Source organism: Streptomyces sp. NPDC059695 (genome assembly GCF_042733785.1).
Classification (GTDB): Bacteria; Actinomycetota; Actinomycetes; order Streptomycetales; family Streptomycetaceae; genus Streptomyces.
The window spans coordinates 37,219-51,540 of the sequence record NZ_JBHWFF010000026.1 but is presented as its reverse complement, the minus strand read 5'-3'; the positions used below and the strand labels follow the sequence as shown (position 1 = coordinate 51,540).

General features: G+C 72.3%; 11 protein-coding genes. 3 read left to right on the top strand and 8 right to left on the bottom strand.

Going from position 1 to position 14,322, the window contains the following annotated elements:
* Window positions 1-20: 20 nt before the first annotated feature.
* The 6 genes from ACFV2S_RS28105 to ACFV2S_RS28080 all read right to left on the bottom strand — a co-directional run bounded on the left by ACFV2S_RS28105 (window position 21) and on the right by ACFV2S_RS28080 (window position 8,079).
* Window positions 21-968 carry a carbohydrate ABC transporter permease gene (locus tag ACFV2S_RS28105; RefSeq protein WP_385564731.1) on the bottom strand — a complete coding sequence of 316 codons (948 nt, stop codon included), beginning with the start codon at window positions 966-968 and terminating at the stop codon, window positions 21-23.
* On the bottom strand, window positions 965-1,861 hold the full coding sequence (locus ACFV2S_RS28100; RefSeq protein WP_385564728.1) for a carbohydrate ABC transporter permease: 897 nt from the start codon (window positions 1,859-1,861) through the stop codon (window positions 965-967). The genes ACFV2S_RS28105 and ACFV2S_RS28100 overlap by 4 nt, the downstream gene beginning before the upstream one ends.
* A 143-nt stretch (window positions 1,862-2,004) precedes the next feature.
* Window positions 2,005-3,312 (bottom strand): ABC transporter substrate-binding protein, encoded by a 1,308-nt coding sequence (locus ACFV2S_RS28095; protein WP_385564725.1) that lies wholly within the window; start codon window positions 3,310-3,312, stop codon window positions 2,005-2,007.
* A 120-nt stretch (window positions 3,313-3,432) separates the two neighbouring features.
* On the bottom strand, window positions 3,433-4,242 hold the full coding sequence (xdhC, locus tag ACFV2S_RS28090) for a xanthine dehydrogenase accessory protein XdhC (protein ID WP_385564722.1): 810 nt from the start codon (window positions 4,240-4,242) through the stop codon (window positions 3,433-3,435).
* 1 nt (window position 4,243) lies between these two features.
* Window positions 4,244-6,619: a xanthine dehydrogenase molybdopterin binding subunit gene (gene xdhB / locus ACFV2S_RS28085; protein ID WP_385564719.1), complete on the bottom strand. Its 2,376-nt coding sequence runs from the start codon at window positions 6,617-6,619 to the stop codon at window positions 4,244-4,246.
* Entirely contained in the window at window positions 6,616-8,079 is a 1,464-nt protein-coding gene (locus tag ACFV2S_RS28080) for a xanthine dehydrogenase small subunit (RefSeq protein WP_385564716.1), read from the bottom strand. The genes xdhB and ACFV2S_RS28080 overlap by 4 nt, the downstream gene beginning before the upstream one ends.
* 545 nt (window positions 8,080-8,624) lie before the next feature.
* Here ACFV2S_RS28080 and ACFV2S_RS28075 point away from each other — a divergent pair.
* Complete coding sequence (locus ACFV2S_RS28075; protein ID WP_385564712.1) at window positions 8,625-9,815, top strand: cytochrome P450; 1,191 nt, start codon at window positions 8,625-8,627, stop codon at window positions 9,813-9,815.
* A 6-nt stretch (window positions 9,816-9,821) separates the two neighbouring features.
* Here ACFV2S_RS28075 and ACFV2S_RS28070 read toward each other — a convergent pair whose 3' ends face one another.
* On the bottom strand, window positions 9,822-11,213 hold the full coding sequence (locus ACFV2S_RS28070; protein ID WP_385564709.1) for a M1 family metallopeptidase: 1,392 nt from the start codon (window positions 11,211-11,213) through the stop codon (window positions 9,822-9,824).
* A gap of 115 nt (window positions 11,214-11,328) precedes the next feature.
* Here ACFV2S_RS28070 and ACFV2S_RS28065 point away from each other — a divergent pair, with 115 nt between their 5' ends.
* Complete coding sequence (locus tag ACFV2S_RS28065) at window positions 11,329-12,288, top strand: nucleoside hydrolase (RefSeq protein ID WP_385564705.1); 960 nt, start codon at window positions 11,329-11,331, stop codon at window positions 12,286-12,288.
* Here the strand turns inward: ACFV2S_RS28065 and ACFV2S_RS28060 are convergent.
* Entirely contained in the window at window positions 12,285-12,707 is a 423-nt protein-coding gene (locus ACFV2S_RS28060) for a MarR family winged helix-turn-helix transcriptional regulator (protein WP_383790445.1), read from the bottom strand. The two genes, ACFV2S_RS28065 and ACFV2S_RS28060, sit on opposite strands and share 4 nt — an antisense overlap.
* Window positions 12,708-12,882: 175 nt before the next feature.
* On the opposite strand from ACFV2S_RS28060, the gene eno reads away from it, so the two are divergent.
* On the top strand, window positions 12,883-14,190 hold the full coding sequence (gene eno, locus ACFV2S_RS28055; protein WP_385564701.1) for a phosphopyruvate hydratase: 1,308 nt from the start codon (window positions 12,883-12,885) through the stop codon (window positions 14,188-14,190).
* Window positions 14,191-14,322 lie beyond the last annotated feature (132 nt).

Sequence of the window (14,322 nt, the reverse complement as noted above, 5' to 3'; positions counted from 1 at the left end):
GAGTTCCTCACGGAGAAGGCCTACTTGACGGCGCCGGCGGTCATGCCGGACTTCCAGAACCGCTGGAGCATCAGGAAGACGGCGATCAGCGGCGCCACGGCGACCAGCGAGCCGACGACGGCCAGCAGGTAGTCCTCGGGGTGGCCCTGGGAGAGGGCGGACGAGTACCACACGTACAGACCGAGGTTGACGGGGTACAGGTCCTGGTCGGAGAGCATCACCAGGGGCAGGAAGAAGCTGTTCCAGATCTGGGTGAACTGGAAGAGGAAGATCGTCACGAACCCGGGCGCGAGCATCGGGAGGGCGATCGTGCGGAAGGCGCGGAACTCGCCCGCCCCGTCCATGCGGGCCGCCTCCAGGACCTCGTCGGGCACGGAGGAGGCGCTGAAGACCCGGGCCAGGTACACGCCGAACGGGAAGACGAGGCCGGGGAGGAACACGCTCCAGAAGGTGTTGACGAGGCCGGCCTCGGCCGCGAGGAGGAAGAGCGGGATCGCGAGGGCCGTGCCGGGCACCATCACGCCCAGCAGCACGAGGGAGAAGAGCCGCTCCTTGCCGGGGAAGGCGAGCTTGTCGAAGGCGTACCCGGCGGCGACGCTGAACACCGTGGCGAGGAGGGCCCCGACGCCCGCGTAGGCCACGGTGTTGAGGATCCAGCGCAGGTAGACGCCGCCGTCCGCCGTGAAGAGCTGCTCCAGGTTCTCCGCGAGGTGCAGGTCGCGGCCCGGGGCGAAGCCGTTGGTGCCGAAGAGGTCCGCGCGGCTCTTGGTGGAGGACAGCAGCAGCCAGGTCAGGGGCAGCAGGGTGTAGAGGGTGGCGAGGGCGAGGAGTGCGGTGACCCCGGTCCTCGACAGCAGCGCCGAGGGTGCCTTGGGAGCGCGGCGCCGTCGGCGGGGGAGCGGCGCGGGCACGGCGGCGGGTGTCTCCGCGCGCGCGGGGGCGGTGGGAAGGGTGGAGGGGGTGGTCACGGCTTGCTCCCGCGGCGAGAGATACGGGTGACGGCGAAGGACAGCGCGGCGGCGAACAGCGCGATCAGCAGGGAGGCCGCCGCGGCCAGGCCGAAGTCGTCGTTCTGGAAGGCGGCCGTCTGGACGTACATGTTGGGGGTCCAGCTGCTGCCGATCGCGCTGGACGCGTTGTAGATGACCTTCGGTTCGGTGAAGAGCTGGATCGAGCCGATGACCGTGAACATGACGGCGAGCGCCACCGCGGGCCGGATCATCGGGACCTTGACGGACAGCGCGGTCCGCAGGGCACCGGCTCCGTCGACCCGGGCGGCGTCCAGGGTCTCGCGGGGCACGGTCTGCAGCGCGGCGTAGAAGATGACCATGTTGTAGCCGGTCCACTCCCACACCGCGATGTTGGCCGTGGAGAGGACGGCGTTGTCGGCCGACAGGAAGTCGACGCCGATGCCGCCGGAGGCGAGGAGGTCGATCACCGGGCTCAGGCCGGGGGTGTACAGGTACACCCAGATCAGCGCGGCGATCAGGCCGGGCACCGCGTGCGGCAGGAAGAGCGCCAGCTGGAAGAAGGACCGGGCCTTGGCGAGGCCGGAGTCGAGGAGCAGCGCGAGGGCGAGCGCGGCGCCGGTCATGACGGGGATGTAGACGGCGCAGTAGGCGGCGACGACGAGGAATCCGTCGAGGAACTCCGGGTCGGACAGGGCCCGTACGTAGTTGTCCATCCCGGCGAAGACGCTCTCCGTGCCGCCGAACCCGAGGCCGGAGGTGCGGGTGGTGAAGAGGCTCAGCCAGGCCGCGTAGAGGAGCGGGGCGAGGGTGACGGCCGTGAAGAGGCCGAGGAACGGTGCGAGGAGCAGCGCGGCGGTCCTGCGCTGTCCGAGGGTGGACGGGGTCGCCATGACGGCCCTTTCGGGTGGGGCGGGGACGGGCCGGGTGCCGGTGCCGGCCGGTGGGCGCGGGCGGCACCGGCCCGAGCGGGCTTCGGGTGCCGGGGGTGTCCTGGCGGTCGGGCCGGATCGGGACCGACCGCCGGGACAGGGGTCTAAGGGGCGGTCACCCGCATGCCGCGCTGCTCCATCTGCGCGACGGTGGTCCGCTCGGCGAGGGTGAGCACCTCGGGCAGGGACACCGTGCCGCCGGCGACCTTGGGGAGCTGGTCGACGAGGGCGCTGTTGGTGGTGCCCATGACCGGGCCCCAGGCCCAGCCCGGCCGGACCGCGTCGTAGGACTCCTTCCCGAGGGCGTAGAGGTCCTGTCCGCCGTAGTACGCGGTGGAGAACGCGGCCTTCGTGACCGGGACGAGCGCCGGGTCGGCGGGGAACATGCTGCTGGTGCCGGAGGCCACCCAGGCCTTCATGCCCTCGGGGTCGGTGGTGATCCATTTGATGAACTCCGCGGCGGCCGCGCCGTGGGCGGAGCCCTTGGGGATCACGAAGGACGAGCCTCCGTACATGCCCGAGGCGGGCTTGCCGTCCCAGGTGGGGACCGGAGCCACGGCCCACTTGCCCTTCTGGTCGGGGACGGTGGCCTGGTGGGCTCCTGCGCACCAGCTCGCGCAGACGTAGGCGACGGTCCGGTTCTTCTGCACGCTCGTCCAGAACGGGTCGGCGGCGCTGAGCGAGCGGACGAGGTCCTGGCGGGCGAGGTCGCCCCAGTAGGCGGCGGTCCTCCGCGACGGGCCGTCGTCGAGGGTGACCTGCCAGGAGTCCCGGCCGGCGTCGAACCACTTCCCTCCGGCCTGCCAGGAGAGCGCGGTCAGCAGACCGGGGTTGTCGGTGAAGAGGACTCCGCCGCGGGCGTCCGGGTCGGCCTTCCGCACCTGTTCGGTCATGGTCCGGTAGGCGTCCCAGGTGGTGGGCACGGCGATCTTGTGGCGGGTGAAGAAGTCCTTGCGGTACATCATCATCAGGGGGGCCACGTCGCGGGGGACCCCCCAGGTCCTGCCGCCGAGGTCGACCAGCTGCCGGACCGCCTCGGGGAACCGCTCCTTCACCACGGGCCCGAGCGTGCCGCTCAGGTCCTCGATCTTGCCCTGGGTCGCGAACTCCGGCAGGTGCGGGTACTCGACGACCGCGACGTCCGGTGCGGTACCGGCCTTCACCGCGTTGGTGAGCTTGGAGTAGTACTCCTGGTTCGACGGGACGTTCTCGAAGGTCACCTGGATGTCCGGGTGACTGCGGTTGAAGGCCTCGGCCACGTGGTCCGAACCCTTGAGGAAGGACCAGAAGGTCACCTTCCCCGTCGCCGCCCTGCTCGGGGCGGTGTCCGGGCCGGCCCCTCCGCAGGCGGTGACGAGGAGGGAGAGGGCGGCGACGGAACCGGCCAGGGCGGCCGTTGTTCTGCGAAGCATGATGTGCACCGATCGTTCGCTGGGGCGTCGAACGGCATCATTTGATAGTTCGCATGCTTCGTCAATGGTTTTCGCTTCATTCGGTATCGAACGAAGCGAGTAAAGTGATATCGATTCCCGTCACTCGAAGGTGGATTCGAAGGTGCGCAGCAGGTCGGCGGCGACGCTGACGGCGATCGTCGCGGGCTCCTTGCCGGTGATGTCGGCCAGTCCGATCGGGGTCTTGATCCGGTCGATGACGGCCTCGTCGTGACCGCCCTCGGTGGCCAGACGCCTGCGGAACCGCGACCACTTGGCCGCCGACCCGATCAGCCCGATGGAGCCGAGATGGCTCGTGCGCAGCGCGGCGTCGCACAGCGCGGCGTCCTCGGCGTGGTCATGGGTCATGATCAGGACGTGGGTGCCGAGCGGCAGCTCCTCCAGGACCTCCTCGGGCAACAGCGGCGTGTGGTGCACCCGCACCTGTGCCACCGCGTCCGCGAGGACGCCGAGGCGCTCCGCGGCGAGGGTGTCGGAGCGGCTGTCGACCAGATGGAGGTCGAGGTCGTGACGGGCCAGGATGCGCGCCAGTTCCAGCCCGACGTGCCCGACCCCGAAGATCGCCACCGCCCGTACCACCGGCAGGGGTTCGAGCAGCACCGACACCGTGCCGCCGCAGCACTGCACCCCGTGACGGTTGGTCACCTTGTCGTTCAGGGCGAAGTCGAGGAGCTCGGGCTCCGCCGCGGCAGCGGCGATCATCTCGCGGGCCCGGTCGATCGAGACGGCCTCCACGTTGCCGCCGCCGATCGACCCCCAGGTCTCCGTCCGCCCCACCACGAGCTTCGCGCCGGCGTCGCGCGGGGCGTGGCCGCGCACGGTCGCGACGGTCACGAGCACGCCGGCCTCCCGGCGTGCCCGCAGCCGCGCGACCGCGGCGAACCACGTCATGTCAGGCACCGCTCAGCGCTTCCGCACCGGCTCCGACGGCGGCGGCGTCGCCGCTCCGGCGCGCGGCCTCGATCGCCCAGTACACCGCCTCCGGCGTCGCGGGCGAGGCGAGTTCGACGCTGATCCCGCCCGGCCCGAACGCGGCGGCGGCCTGCCGCAGCGCCTCCCGCACGGAGAAGGCCAGCATCAGCGGCGGCTCGCCGACCGCCTTGGAGCCGTAGACCGCGCCCTCCTCGCCGGCGTTCTGGAGGAGCGTGACGTGGAACTCCTCGGGCATCTCGGAGAAGCTCGGCAGCTTGTACGTGCTCGCCGCCTGCGTGAGGAGACGGCCGCGGTGCGGCCCGTCGCCGGCGTCCCAGCGCAGGTCCTCCAGGGTCAGCCAGCCCGCGCCCTGCACGAAGCCGCCCTCGACCTGACCGATGTCGATCATCGGGGAGAGGCTGTCGCCGACGTCGTGCACGATGTCCACCCGCCGCACGCGGTACGCGCCGGTGAAGCCGTCCACCTCCACCTCGGCCGCGGCGGCGCCGTGCGCGAAGTACTTGAACGGCGAGCCGTGGAACGTCTTCGCGTCCCAGTGCAGCCCCTCCGTCCGGTAGAAACCGGCCGCCGACAGCTGCACGCGCTGGAAGTACGCGGTGCGCACCAGCTCGTCCCAGCCCAGCTCACGGTCACTGCCCAGGCCGCGCGCGACGCCCTCGACGATGCGCACGTCCGAGGCGCTGGTGCCAAGCTGCGTCGCGGCCACCTGGAGCAGCCGGTCGCGCAGCTGCTCGCAGGCGTTCTTCACCGCCGCGCCGTTGAGGTCCGTCCCCGCGCTGGCGGCGGTCGCGGAGGTGTTGGGCACCTTGTCGGTACGGGTCGGGGCGAGGCGCACCTTGTGCAGCGGGATGCCCAGGGTGGTCGCCGCCACCTGGAGCATCTTGGTGTGCAGGCCCTGGCCCATCTCGGTGCCGCCGTGGTTGATCAGGACGGAGCCGTCCTTGTAGATCAGCACGAGCGCGCCGCCCTGGTTGAAGGCGGTGAGGTTGAAGGAGATGCCGAACTTGAGGCCGGTCAGCGCCAGGGCCCGCTTGGTGTGCGGATGCGCGGCGTTGAACGCGGCGATCTCCCGCCGCCGGTCCGCGATGCCGCCGCCGTCCTTGACCTGCTCCCAGACCGCGGAGATCCGTTCCGGCTGGACGACCGGCTGACCGTAGGGCGTCGACTGGCCCGGCCGGTAGAAGTTGCGCTCCCGCAGCTCCGCCGGATCGAGTCCGAGCAGCGGCGCGCAGCGGCCCATGATGTCCTCGATCACCAGCATGCCCTGGGGTCCGCCGAAGCCACGGAAGGCCGTGTTGGAGACCTTGTTGGTCCGGGCGATCCGGCCGGTGACGCGGGCGTGGGGGAGCCAGTACGTGTTGTCGATGTGGCACAGCGCGCGGGCCACCACCGGCTCGGACAGGTCGAGGCTCCAGCCGCCGTCCGCGGTCAGCGTGGCGTCGAGGGCCTGGATGCGGCCCTCGGTGTCGAAGCCGATCCTCCACGCGGCGTGGAAGCCGTGCCGCTTGCCGGACATCGTCAGGTCCTGGGTGCGGTTGAGCCGGACCCGGACGGGCCTGCCGGTCAGCAGGGCGCCGAGCGCGGCGACGGCCGCGAACCCGTGCGGCTGCATCTCCTTGCCGCCGAAGCCGCCGCCCATCCGCAGGCACTGCACGGTCACCTCGTGACTGTGCAGGCCGAGCACGTGCGCGACGATCTCCTGGGTCTCGGAGGGGTGCTGGGTGCTGCTCTGGACGAACACCTGCCCGGACTCGTCGATGTGGGCGAGCGCCGCGTGCGTCTCCAGGTAGAAGTGCTCCTGGTCGGAGAACTGCAGCTCGCCGGTGAACACGTGCGCGGAGTCGGCGAAGCCGGCGTCGACGTCGCCGGTCACCATCACCGGCCGGGCACCGTGGAAGCTGTCGGCGGCGATCGCCTCCGCCAGCGTGATCACGGAGGGGCGTTCGTCGAGGTCCACCTCGACGGCCGCGGCACCGAGCCGGGCCGCCTCCAGCGTCTCGCCGAGCACCCAGGCGACGGCGTGCCCGTGGAACATGACCTCGTCGGGGAAGAGCGGCTCGTCGTGCTTCATCCCCGCGTCGTTGACGCCGGGCACGTCGGCCCCGGTCAGCACGCGCACCACGCCGGGCACGGCGAGCGCGGGCGCGGTGCGCAGCGCGGTGATCAGGCCGTGGGCCTTCATGACCTGGACCGGGTGGGCGTGCAGCACGTCCTTGGTCCGGTGGACCAGGTCGTCGGTGTAGAGCGCGGTGCCGGTGACGTGCTCGGTGGCGCTCTCGTGCGGCACCGAGAGGCCGACGACGGGCTTCTCGGGGCGTTCGGACAACTGGCTCATGACGACACCGCCTCGGTGGTTCGCGTGTACAGCTTCAGCAGGCTCTGGCCGAGCATCGCGGAGCGGTAGGCGGCACTGGCCCGGTGGTCGTCCATCGGCGTGCCCTCCTCCCGCAGCACCGGTGCCACGGCCTTGACGGTCTCCGCCGTCCACGGCCGGCCCTCCAGGGCCGCCTCGGTGGCGAGGGCGCGGATCGGGGTGGCGGCCACGCCGCCCAAGCCGATGCGCGCCTTGCGGACGATGCCCCCCTCGACGTCGAGGGCGAACGCGACGGCCACGCTGGAGATGTCGTCGAAGCGCCGCTTGGCGATCTTGTGGAAGGCCGTGACGCGCGACAGCGGCAGGGGCACGCGGACGGCGCGGATCAGCTCGCCGGGACGGCGCACGCTCTGCCGGTAGCCGGTGAAGTACGAGGCCAGGGGGACCTCGCGCTCGCCGTCGGCGTCGGCGAGCACCACGGACGCGTCGAGCGCGAGCAGGGCCGGCGGGCTGTCCCCGATGGGGGAGCCGGTGCCCAGGTTGCCGCCGAGGGTGGCTCCGTTGCGGATGAGCCGGGAGGCGAACTGGGGGAACAGTTCGGCGAGCAGCGGGACTTCGCCGTCGAGGCGGCGCTCGATCTCGGTGAGGGTCAGGGCCGCTCCGATCTCCACGGAGTCGGTGCCGACGCGCAGTTCCCGCAGTTCGGGGAGGCGGTCGACGGCGACCACGCAGCCGGCGCGCCGGGAGCGGATGTTCACCTCCACGCCCCAGTCGGTGGAGCCGGCCACCACCACCGCGTCGGGCCGCTCGCGCAGCAGTCGCAGCGTCTCCGCGAGGGTCTCCCTGCGGACGAACCGGCTCTCTCCCCGGGTGAGTTCGGTGGCGACCGCCGCGGGCGGGGCCTCCTCGCGACGACGGGCGAGGGGGTCCTCGTCGGTGGGCGATCCGACGGCGAAGGCGGCGTCGCGGATCGGGCGGTAGCCCGTACAGCGGCACAGGTTGCCGCTCAGCGCGTGCAGGTCGAAGCCGTTCGGGCCGTGCTCCGCGCCGGAGTCGCCGTCCGCCTCCGGGTGGGCGCAGCGGTCGGGCCGGTAGTACTCGGCGGCCATGCTGCAGACGAACCCCGGGGTGCAGTAACCGCACTGGGATCCGCCACGGACCGCCATCTCCTCCTGCACGGGGTGCAGGGTGGGCGGCTTCCCGGGGGCGCCGGCGGTGGCGAGGCCCTCGGAGGTGACGATCTCCTGGCCGTCGAGCGAGGCGACCGGGACCAGGCAGGCGTTGACCGCCACCCAGTCGGTGGGCCGGGTCACCCCGGGGCGTGCCACCAGGACCGAACAGGCGCCGCACTCGCCCTCCGCGCAGCCCTCCTTGGTGCCGGTGAGGCCGCGCTCGCGCAGGAAGTCCAGCACCGTGGTGTGGGGTGCGGCCGGTGCGAGGGGTGTCTCCCGGCCGTTGACGGTGATCCGCGCCTCTACCATGACGGGCCCTCGTTTCGGTGCGCGATGGGTCGGTTCCTCATGTTCGCCAATGTCGGGCAGCTTTCTGTGCTCGGACGCGCCGCGGGAGAGAGGCGGGCGCGGAACGGCACGCGACGGCGGCGTGCCGGGAAGGGTGAGGGGGGACGTGCGACGTGCCCCGGAGGGGCACGGGGGAACGGCGTCGTCAGCAGCCGTGGGCGATGCGACCCGGAACCCAGACCGTGATGTGGGCGAGGCGGCTCAGGTCGGAGCTGGTGTTCATCCGCCGGTCGCCTCCTCTCGGTCGTCGTGGGTCGACGCAGACCCGCAAATTAATGCCCGGTGATCACGGCGGTCAAGACCGGTCGACCCGGGTGCCGACCGGGCCGAGGGTCTCGAAGCCTTGATCCATTGCAACGCGACGTTGCGTTAAGGGGCAGCGTCATTGCATCAATTTTGCTGCTTCAAGCTGGGGTTATCGGTTTTGGATCATTGACGCAACCATGAACGCAACGTAGCTTTCGGGGTACGTCGAACACCCGATGCCGCGAGATCGAGGAATGGCCATGAGCGAGTCCGTCCACACCGTCACCGACCTGCCCGCCGAGCGCCCCGCGGGATGCCCCTTCGACCCGCCGGCGCAGCTGACCGAGGCCCGCGCGCACGGCCCGATCAGCCGCTACACCCACCCCGGCGGCAAACCCGGCTGGATCGTCACCGGGTACGAGCAGGTCCGGGCGGTCCTGGCCGACCCCCGGTTCAGCTCGCGCAAGGACCTCATGAACGTGGTCGACTTCGAGCTGCCGCCGGCCCCGCCCGGCGAGTTCCTGCTCATGGACGAGCCCCAGCACTCGCGCTACCGGAAGCCGCTCGTCGGCAAGTTCACCGCCCGGCGGATGCGCCTGCTCACGGAGCGCGTCGAGCAGGTCGTGGCCGACTGTCTGGACGCCATGGAGGCGGCCGGCCCGTCGGCGGACCTGGTGACCGCGTTCGCCAAGCCCATCCCCACCATCATCATCTGCGAGATCCTCGGCGTTCCGTACGAGGACCGGGACTCCTTCCAGCAGCAGATCGACACGTTCATGGGCGGGGCGACGAGCGACGAGGAGCTGATCGCGGCCTACACCGCCACCCAGGAGTACCTCGCCCGGCTGGTGGCCGCCAAGCGCGCGAACCCCACCGACGACGTGCTCAGCGAACTCACGGACAGCGACCTGACCGACGAGGAGCTCAAGGGGATCAGCCTGATCCTGCTCGCGGCCGGGTTCGACACCACGGCCAACATGCTCTCCCTCGGCACCTTCGCCCTCCTGCGCAACCCGGACCAGCTGGACGCGCTGCGCGCCGACCCCACGCTCGTCGACAGCGCCGTCGAGGAGCTCCTGCGCTACCTCACCGTCGCCAAGTCCTTCATGCGGACCGCGCTGGAGGACGTCGAGATCGGCGGGGTCGTCGTCGAGGCCGGCACGACGGTCGTCCTCTCGTACCACACCGCCGACCGCGACCCCGAGCGCTACGCCGACCCCCACACGCTCGACCTCGGGAGGGACGCCGGCGGACACCTGGCCTTCGGCCACGGCATCCACCTCTGCCTCGGGGCGCAGCTCGCCCGCGTCGAGATGCGGGTCGCGTTCGCCGCGCTCCTCGCCCGGTTCCCCACGCTGCGCCTGGCCGTCCCCGCCGAGGAGGTGGCCCTGCGCCCGGAGGCCGCGGACATCCACGGGGTGAAGAGCCTCCCGGTCACGTGGGACGCCTGACCGTTCTCAGCCGATCCGGTGCTCCGCCCAGAAGGGACCGAGGTCCTGCGTGGTCGCCGCCTGCGCCGCGCGCTTGAAGTCCGCGGTGGTGGCGACGCCCAGCCAGTGGTCCCGCACGTAGCCGCGCAGCACGGCCGCCATCCGCGGGCCGCCCAGGACGCGCTCCAGGTCGTGCAGGGCGCAGGAGCCCCGCGCGTAGACGACCCGGACGTACTCCGGACGGTGGCCGTCCGCGTAGTAGCCCATGGTCCGGGTGAGCGCGGCCGTGTCACTGGGCCACCGGCCCTGGTCCTCCCAGCAGCCGGCGGTGTCCTCCCCGTAGTACGACTGGTTCGCGTACTGGGCGAAGGACTCGTCCAGCCACGGAGCCGTGAACTGGTCGTTGCCGACGATGCCGTAGAACCACTGGTGGGCGATCTCGTGCACCACGGCCGACCCCTCCGGCTCGGTCCACAGCAGGACCAGACCGGGGAACTCCATGCTGCCGAAGTCGTCGAGGTGGTCGCTCATGACGAGGTCGAGCTCGCCGTACGGGTAACGGCCGAACCGCTTCCCGAACGAGTCGACCGAGCGGACGCCGTCCCCCAGGCCGGTGGCGACGGCCTCCGGGGGCGTGGTGGCGGTCCAGTACGCGTTCAGCCGTACCCCGCCCGGCGTGGTCACCTTCCTCGACCGGAAGGGGCCCGCCGCCCAGGCGAAGTCCCGCACCCCGCGGGCGACGCTGGTGCTGACCGTGCGCCCGGGCGCGCCCGGGCGCCGGGTCGTGGTGCCCGTCGCGGGGACGACGAGCGCGTCCGGATGGTCCAGCGCGACCCGGAAGTCGCCCGTGAGGCTGAAGAAGCTCTCGCCGAGACCGACGTCCGGGTCCAGGTGGCGCCCCCGCGCGTCCCGTACGGACAGCAGCGGCAGGGCGTTGCCGAGGAAGCGGTACGCGCCGTCCCGGCCGAAGCGGTGGACGCGGTCCGGGACGGCGATCGCGAGGTCGAACGAGACGCGCGCCCGCGCCCCGTACGGCAGCGGCTTCGGGAGGTCGATCCGCAGCGCGGTGCAGCCGACGGCGAGCGGCCGCGGGGTGCCGCCGGAGACCCGGCCCACCCGGACCGGGGACGGCCCGCCCGGGACCCCGCAGCCGTCGGTGCCGTTGCCCCACAGCCGCACGTCCACCGAACGCAGCGGAGTGCGGGAAGCGTTGCGGAACGACACCGTCTGGCGGCCCGCCCAGTGCGAGCCGTCGGCGTCGGCGCGCAGCCGGACGTCGTAGGAGGGACGGTCCGGTGTCGCCGCGGCCGCGGCCGCGGAGGTACGCCCGGGGGGTTGCGCCGCGGAGGCCGGCGAGGAGAGCGACAGGACGGCCACGAGGGCGAGCAGCGGCAGCCGCCGGTTCCTGAGCGGGGTCATGCCGAGCACGCTAGAACGCCCGTACGGCCGGACGGGCGTGTTCCGGGCGTACGGGAGGGGCTTCTCCCGGTCCCGGGTCCTTCGCATGCCGGGCCCGGTGTGGGACGGTGAGGGCATGCCGGTTCCCGTGATCCTCGACTGCGATCCCGGTCACGACGACGCCTTCAACATCCTCCTGGCCGCCGCGCACCCCGCGATCGACCTGCTCGCGATCACCACCGTCGCGGGCAATCAGACGCTGGAGAAGACCACGCTCAACGCCCGCCGGGTCTGCTCGGTGGCCGGGATCCGGGGCGTGCCGGTCGCGGCGGGCCGCGACCGGCCGCTGCACGGACCACCCCGGACCGCCGGGAACATCCACGGCGAGTCCGGCCTGGACGGGCCCGGCTTCGCGCGCGGCGAGCCGGAGGTGCCGCAGGACCCCCGGGACGCCCTCACCCTGATCCGGGACACCCTCCTCGCGCACCCGGCACCGGTCACGCTCGTGCCCACCGGCCCCCTCACCAACATCGCGGTCCTCCTGCTCGCCCACCCCGAGCTCGCCGAGCGGATCGAGCGGATCGTGCTCATGGGCGGCTCGACCGGGCGGGGCAACACCACGCCCGCCGCCGAGTTCAACATCCTCTGCGATCCGGAGGCGGCGGACATCGTCCTCCGCAGCGGTCTCCCGGTGACGATGTTCGGTCTCAACGCGACCCACCAGGTCCGGGCCACCGCAGGCGTCGTCGCCCGGATCGCCGCGCTCGGCACCCCGCTGAGCGCGCTCTGCGTCGACCTGCTGACCTACTTCGCGTCCACCTACCGCGAGGTGTACGGCTTCGACGCGCCCCCGCTGCACGATCCCCTCACCGTCGCCCACCTCATCGACCCCTCACTGGTCAGCCTGGTGCGGGCTTCCGTGACCGTGGAACTGAACGGCACCCACACCAGGGGCGCGACGGTGGTCGACCTGCACGGCGTGACGGACCGCCCCGCCGCCACCGAGGTCGGCATGGAGGTCGACACGGAGGCCTTCTGGGACCTGATCGTGGAGGCCGTACGCGTACTGGGGGACGGTGACGGCGCCGGACGCTAGCGTCCCGCGAGCCGCTCCAGGAGGGCGGTGCTCCGGGCCAGCAGTGCCCTCTCCTCGTCGGTGAGTTCGGCCTCGATGGCCCCGGCGAGCCAGCCGGCCCGGCGGCCCCGCTCGGCCTCCAGGGCGGAGCGGCCCGCGTCCGACAGCTCGACCAGTGACTTGCGGCCGTCCGTGGGGTGCGCCCGGCGCGTGACCAGGTGCTGCTCCATGAGGATGCCCACCGCGCGGGCCATCGACTGGGGCCGTACGCGCTGATCGGCGGCGAGGTCGCTGGTGGTCATGGCGCCGTTCCGGTCGAGCGCGCCGAGCACGGCGGCCTGGCCGAGCGGAATACGGTCCTCGTCCTTGACGCGTCGGGTGAGCTTGCCCATCGCGGTGCGCAGTTCGGTGGCGATGGCGGCGGCTTCCGGGGTGGGCATACGGCACTTTACCCCGCGGTCGGCGGCCCGTGTACGGCTGACCTGCGCAGCCATGCTGTACAGCAGAACTGAACAGACAAACTGAACAGCATTGCTGTAGAGTCTGGTTCCGCCGGGCACGGCGTCGACACGGACGCGGCAGGGCCACGGCACACCACCACGGGGAGGAACCACCATGTCCAGCAAGGAATCCGCGACCGTCGACGCCACCATCGAGGCCGTCACCGCCCGCCGGATCATCGACAGCCGCGGCAACCCGACCGTCGAGGTCGACGTCGTCCTCACCGACGGATCCCTGGGCCGCGCCGCCGTCCCCTCCGGTGCCTCCACCGGCGCCCGGGAGGCCGTGGAACTGCGCGACGGGGACGCGACCCGGTGGCACGGCAAGGGCGTCGACCGTGCGGTGGCCCACGTCGGCGGCGAGATCGCGGCGGCCGTGCGCGGCCGGGACGCGGCGGACCAGGCGGGCCTCGACGCCGCGCTGGTCGCCCTCGACGGCACCGCCGACAAGTCCCGGCTCGGCGCCAACGCGATCCTCGGCGTCTCCCTCGCCGCCGCCAAGGCCGCCGCGGCGGCCCACCGCCTGCCGCTCTACCGCTACCTCGGCGGCCCCGACGCCCACCTCCTGCCGCTGCCGATGATGAACATCGTCAACGGCGGCGCCCACGCCGACAACCCGCTGGACTTCCAGGAGTTCATGATCGCGCCCGTCGGCGCGGACACCTTCGCCGAGGCCGTCCGCATGGGCAGCGAGGTCTTCCACACCCTGCGCCGGGACCTGCTGGCCGCCGGGCACTCCACGGGCGTCGGCGACGAAGGCGGCTTCGCGCCCGCGCTGCGCACCGCCGAGGAGGCGCTCGACTTCGTGGTGTCCGCCATCGAGCGCACCGGCTACCGCCCCGGCACGGACATCGGCCTCATCATGGACCCGGCCTCGTCGGAGTTCTTCCGCGACGGGGTGTACGACTACGCCGGCGAGGGGGTGCGCCGCACCCCCTCCGAGAACGCCGACTACCTGGCCAGGCTCATCGACGCCTACCCGATCGTCTCCATCGAGGACCCGATGGCGGAGAACGACCTCGACGGCTGGCGCGAGCTCACCGCCCGCGTCGGCGACCGCTGCCAGCTCACCGGCGACGACGTGTTCTGCACCGACGAGAAGCTGCTCGGCGAGGGCATCCGCACCGGCGTCGGCAACTCGGTCCTCGTCAAGGTCAACCAGATCGGGACGCTCACCGAGGCGCTCGCCACCGTGGCCACGGCCCACCGGGCCGGCTGGACCGCCGTCATGTCGCACCGCTCGGGCGAGACGGAGGACACCACCATCGCGGACCTCGCGGTGGCGACCGGCTGCGGTCAGATCAAGACCGGTTCGCTCTCCCGCTCCGACCGCACGGCGAAGTACAACCAGCTCATCCGGATCGAGGAGGAGCTGGGCGACTCGGCGCGCTACGCGGGCCGCTCGGCCCTCCGCCGGGCCTGACGCGCACCACGGAACGGGGGGGGCCCCCCGCGGGGGGGGGGGGGGGCCGCCCGGGGGGGGGGGGGCCCCGCGCGCCGCTCCCGGAGCACCCCCACGACGTCGGGGGGCAGGGTCCGCGAAGTGCTGCATGAG

Excerpts from the sequence above, each read along its gene's own strand:
- ACFV2S_RS28100 (WP_385564728.1), bottom strand. The coding sequence starts at position 1,861 with ATGGCGACCCCGTCCACCCTCGGACAGCGCAGGACCGCCGCGCTGCTC.
- ACFV2S_RS28095 (WP_385564725.1), bottom strand. The coding sequence starts at position 3,312 with ATGCTTCGCAGAACAACGGCCGCCCTGGCCGGTTCCGTCGCCGCCCTC.
- xdhC (WP_385564722.1), bottom strand. The coding sequence starts at position 4,242 with ATGACGTGGTTCGCCGCGGTCGCGCGGCTGCGGGCACGCCGGGAGGCC.
- xdhB (WP_385564719.1), bottom strand. The coding sequence starts at position 6,619 with ATGAGCCAGTTGTCCGAACGCCCCGAGAAGCCCGTCGTCGGCCTCTCG.
- ACFV2S_RS28080 (WP_385564716.1), bottom strand. The coding sequence starts at position 8,079 with ATGGTAGAGGCGCGGATCACCGTCAACGGCCGGGAGACACCCCTCGCA.
- ACFV2S_RS28075 (WP_385564712.1), top strand. The coding sequence starts at position 8,625 with ATGAGCGAGTCCGTCCACACCGTCACCGACCTGCCCGCCGAGCGCCCC.
- ACFV2S_RS28070 (WP_385564709.1), bottom strand. The coding sequence starts at position 11,213 with ATGACCCCGCTCAGGAACCGGCGGCTGCCGCTGCTCGCCCTCGTGGCC.
- ACFV2S_RS28065 (WP_385564705.1), top strand. The coding sequence starts at position 11,329 with ATGCCGGTTCCCGTGATCCTCGACTGCGATCCCGGTCACGACGACGCC.
- ACFV2S_RS28060 (WP_383790445.1), bottom strand. The coding sequence starts at position 12,707 with ATGCCCACCCCGGAAGCCGCCGCCATCGCCACCGAACTGCGCACCGCG.
- eno (WP_385564701.1), top strand. The coding sequence starts at position 12,883 with ATGTCCAGCAAGGAATCCGCGACCGTCGACGCCACCATCGAGGCCGTC.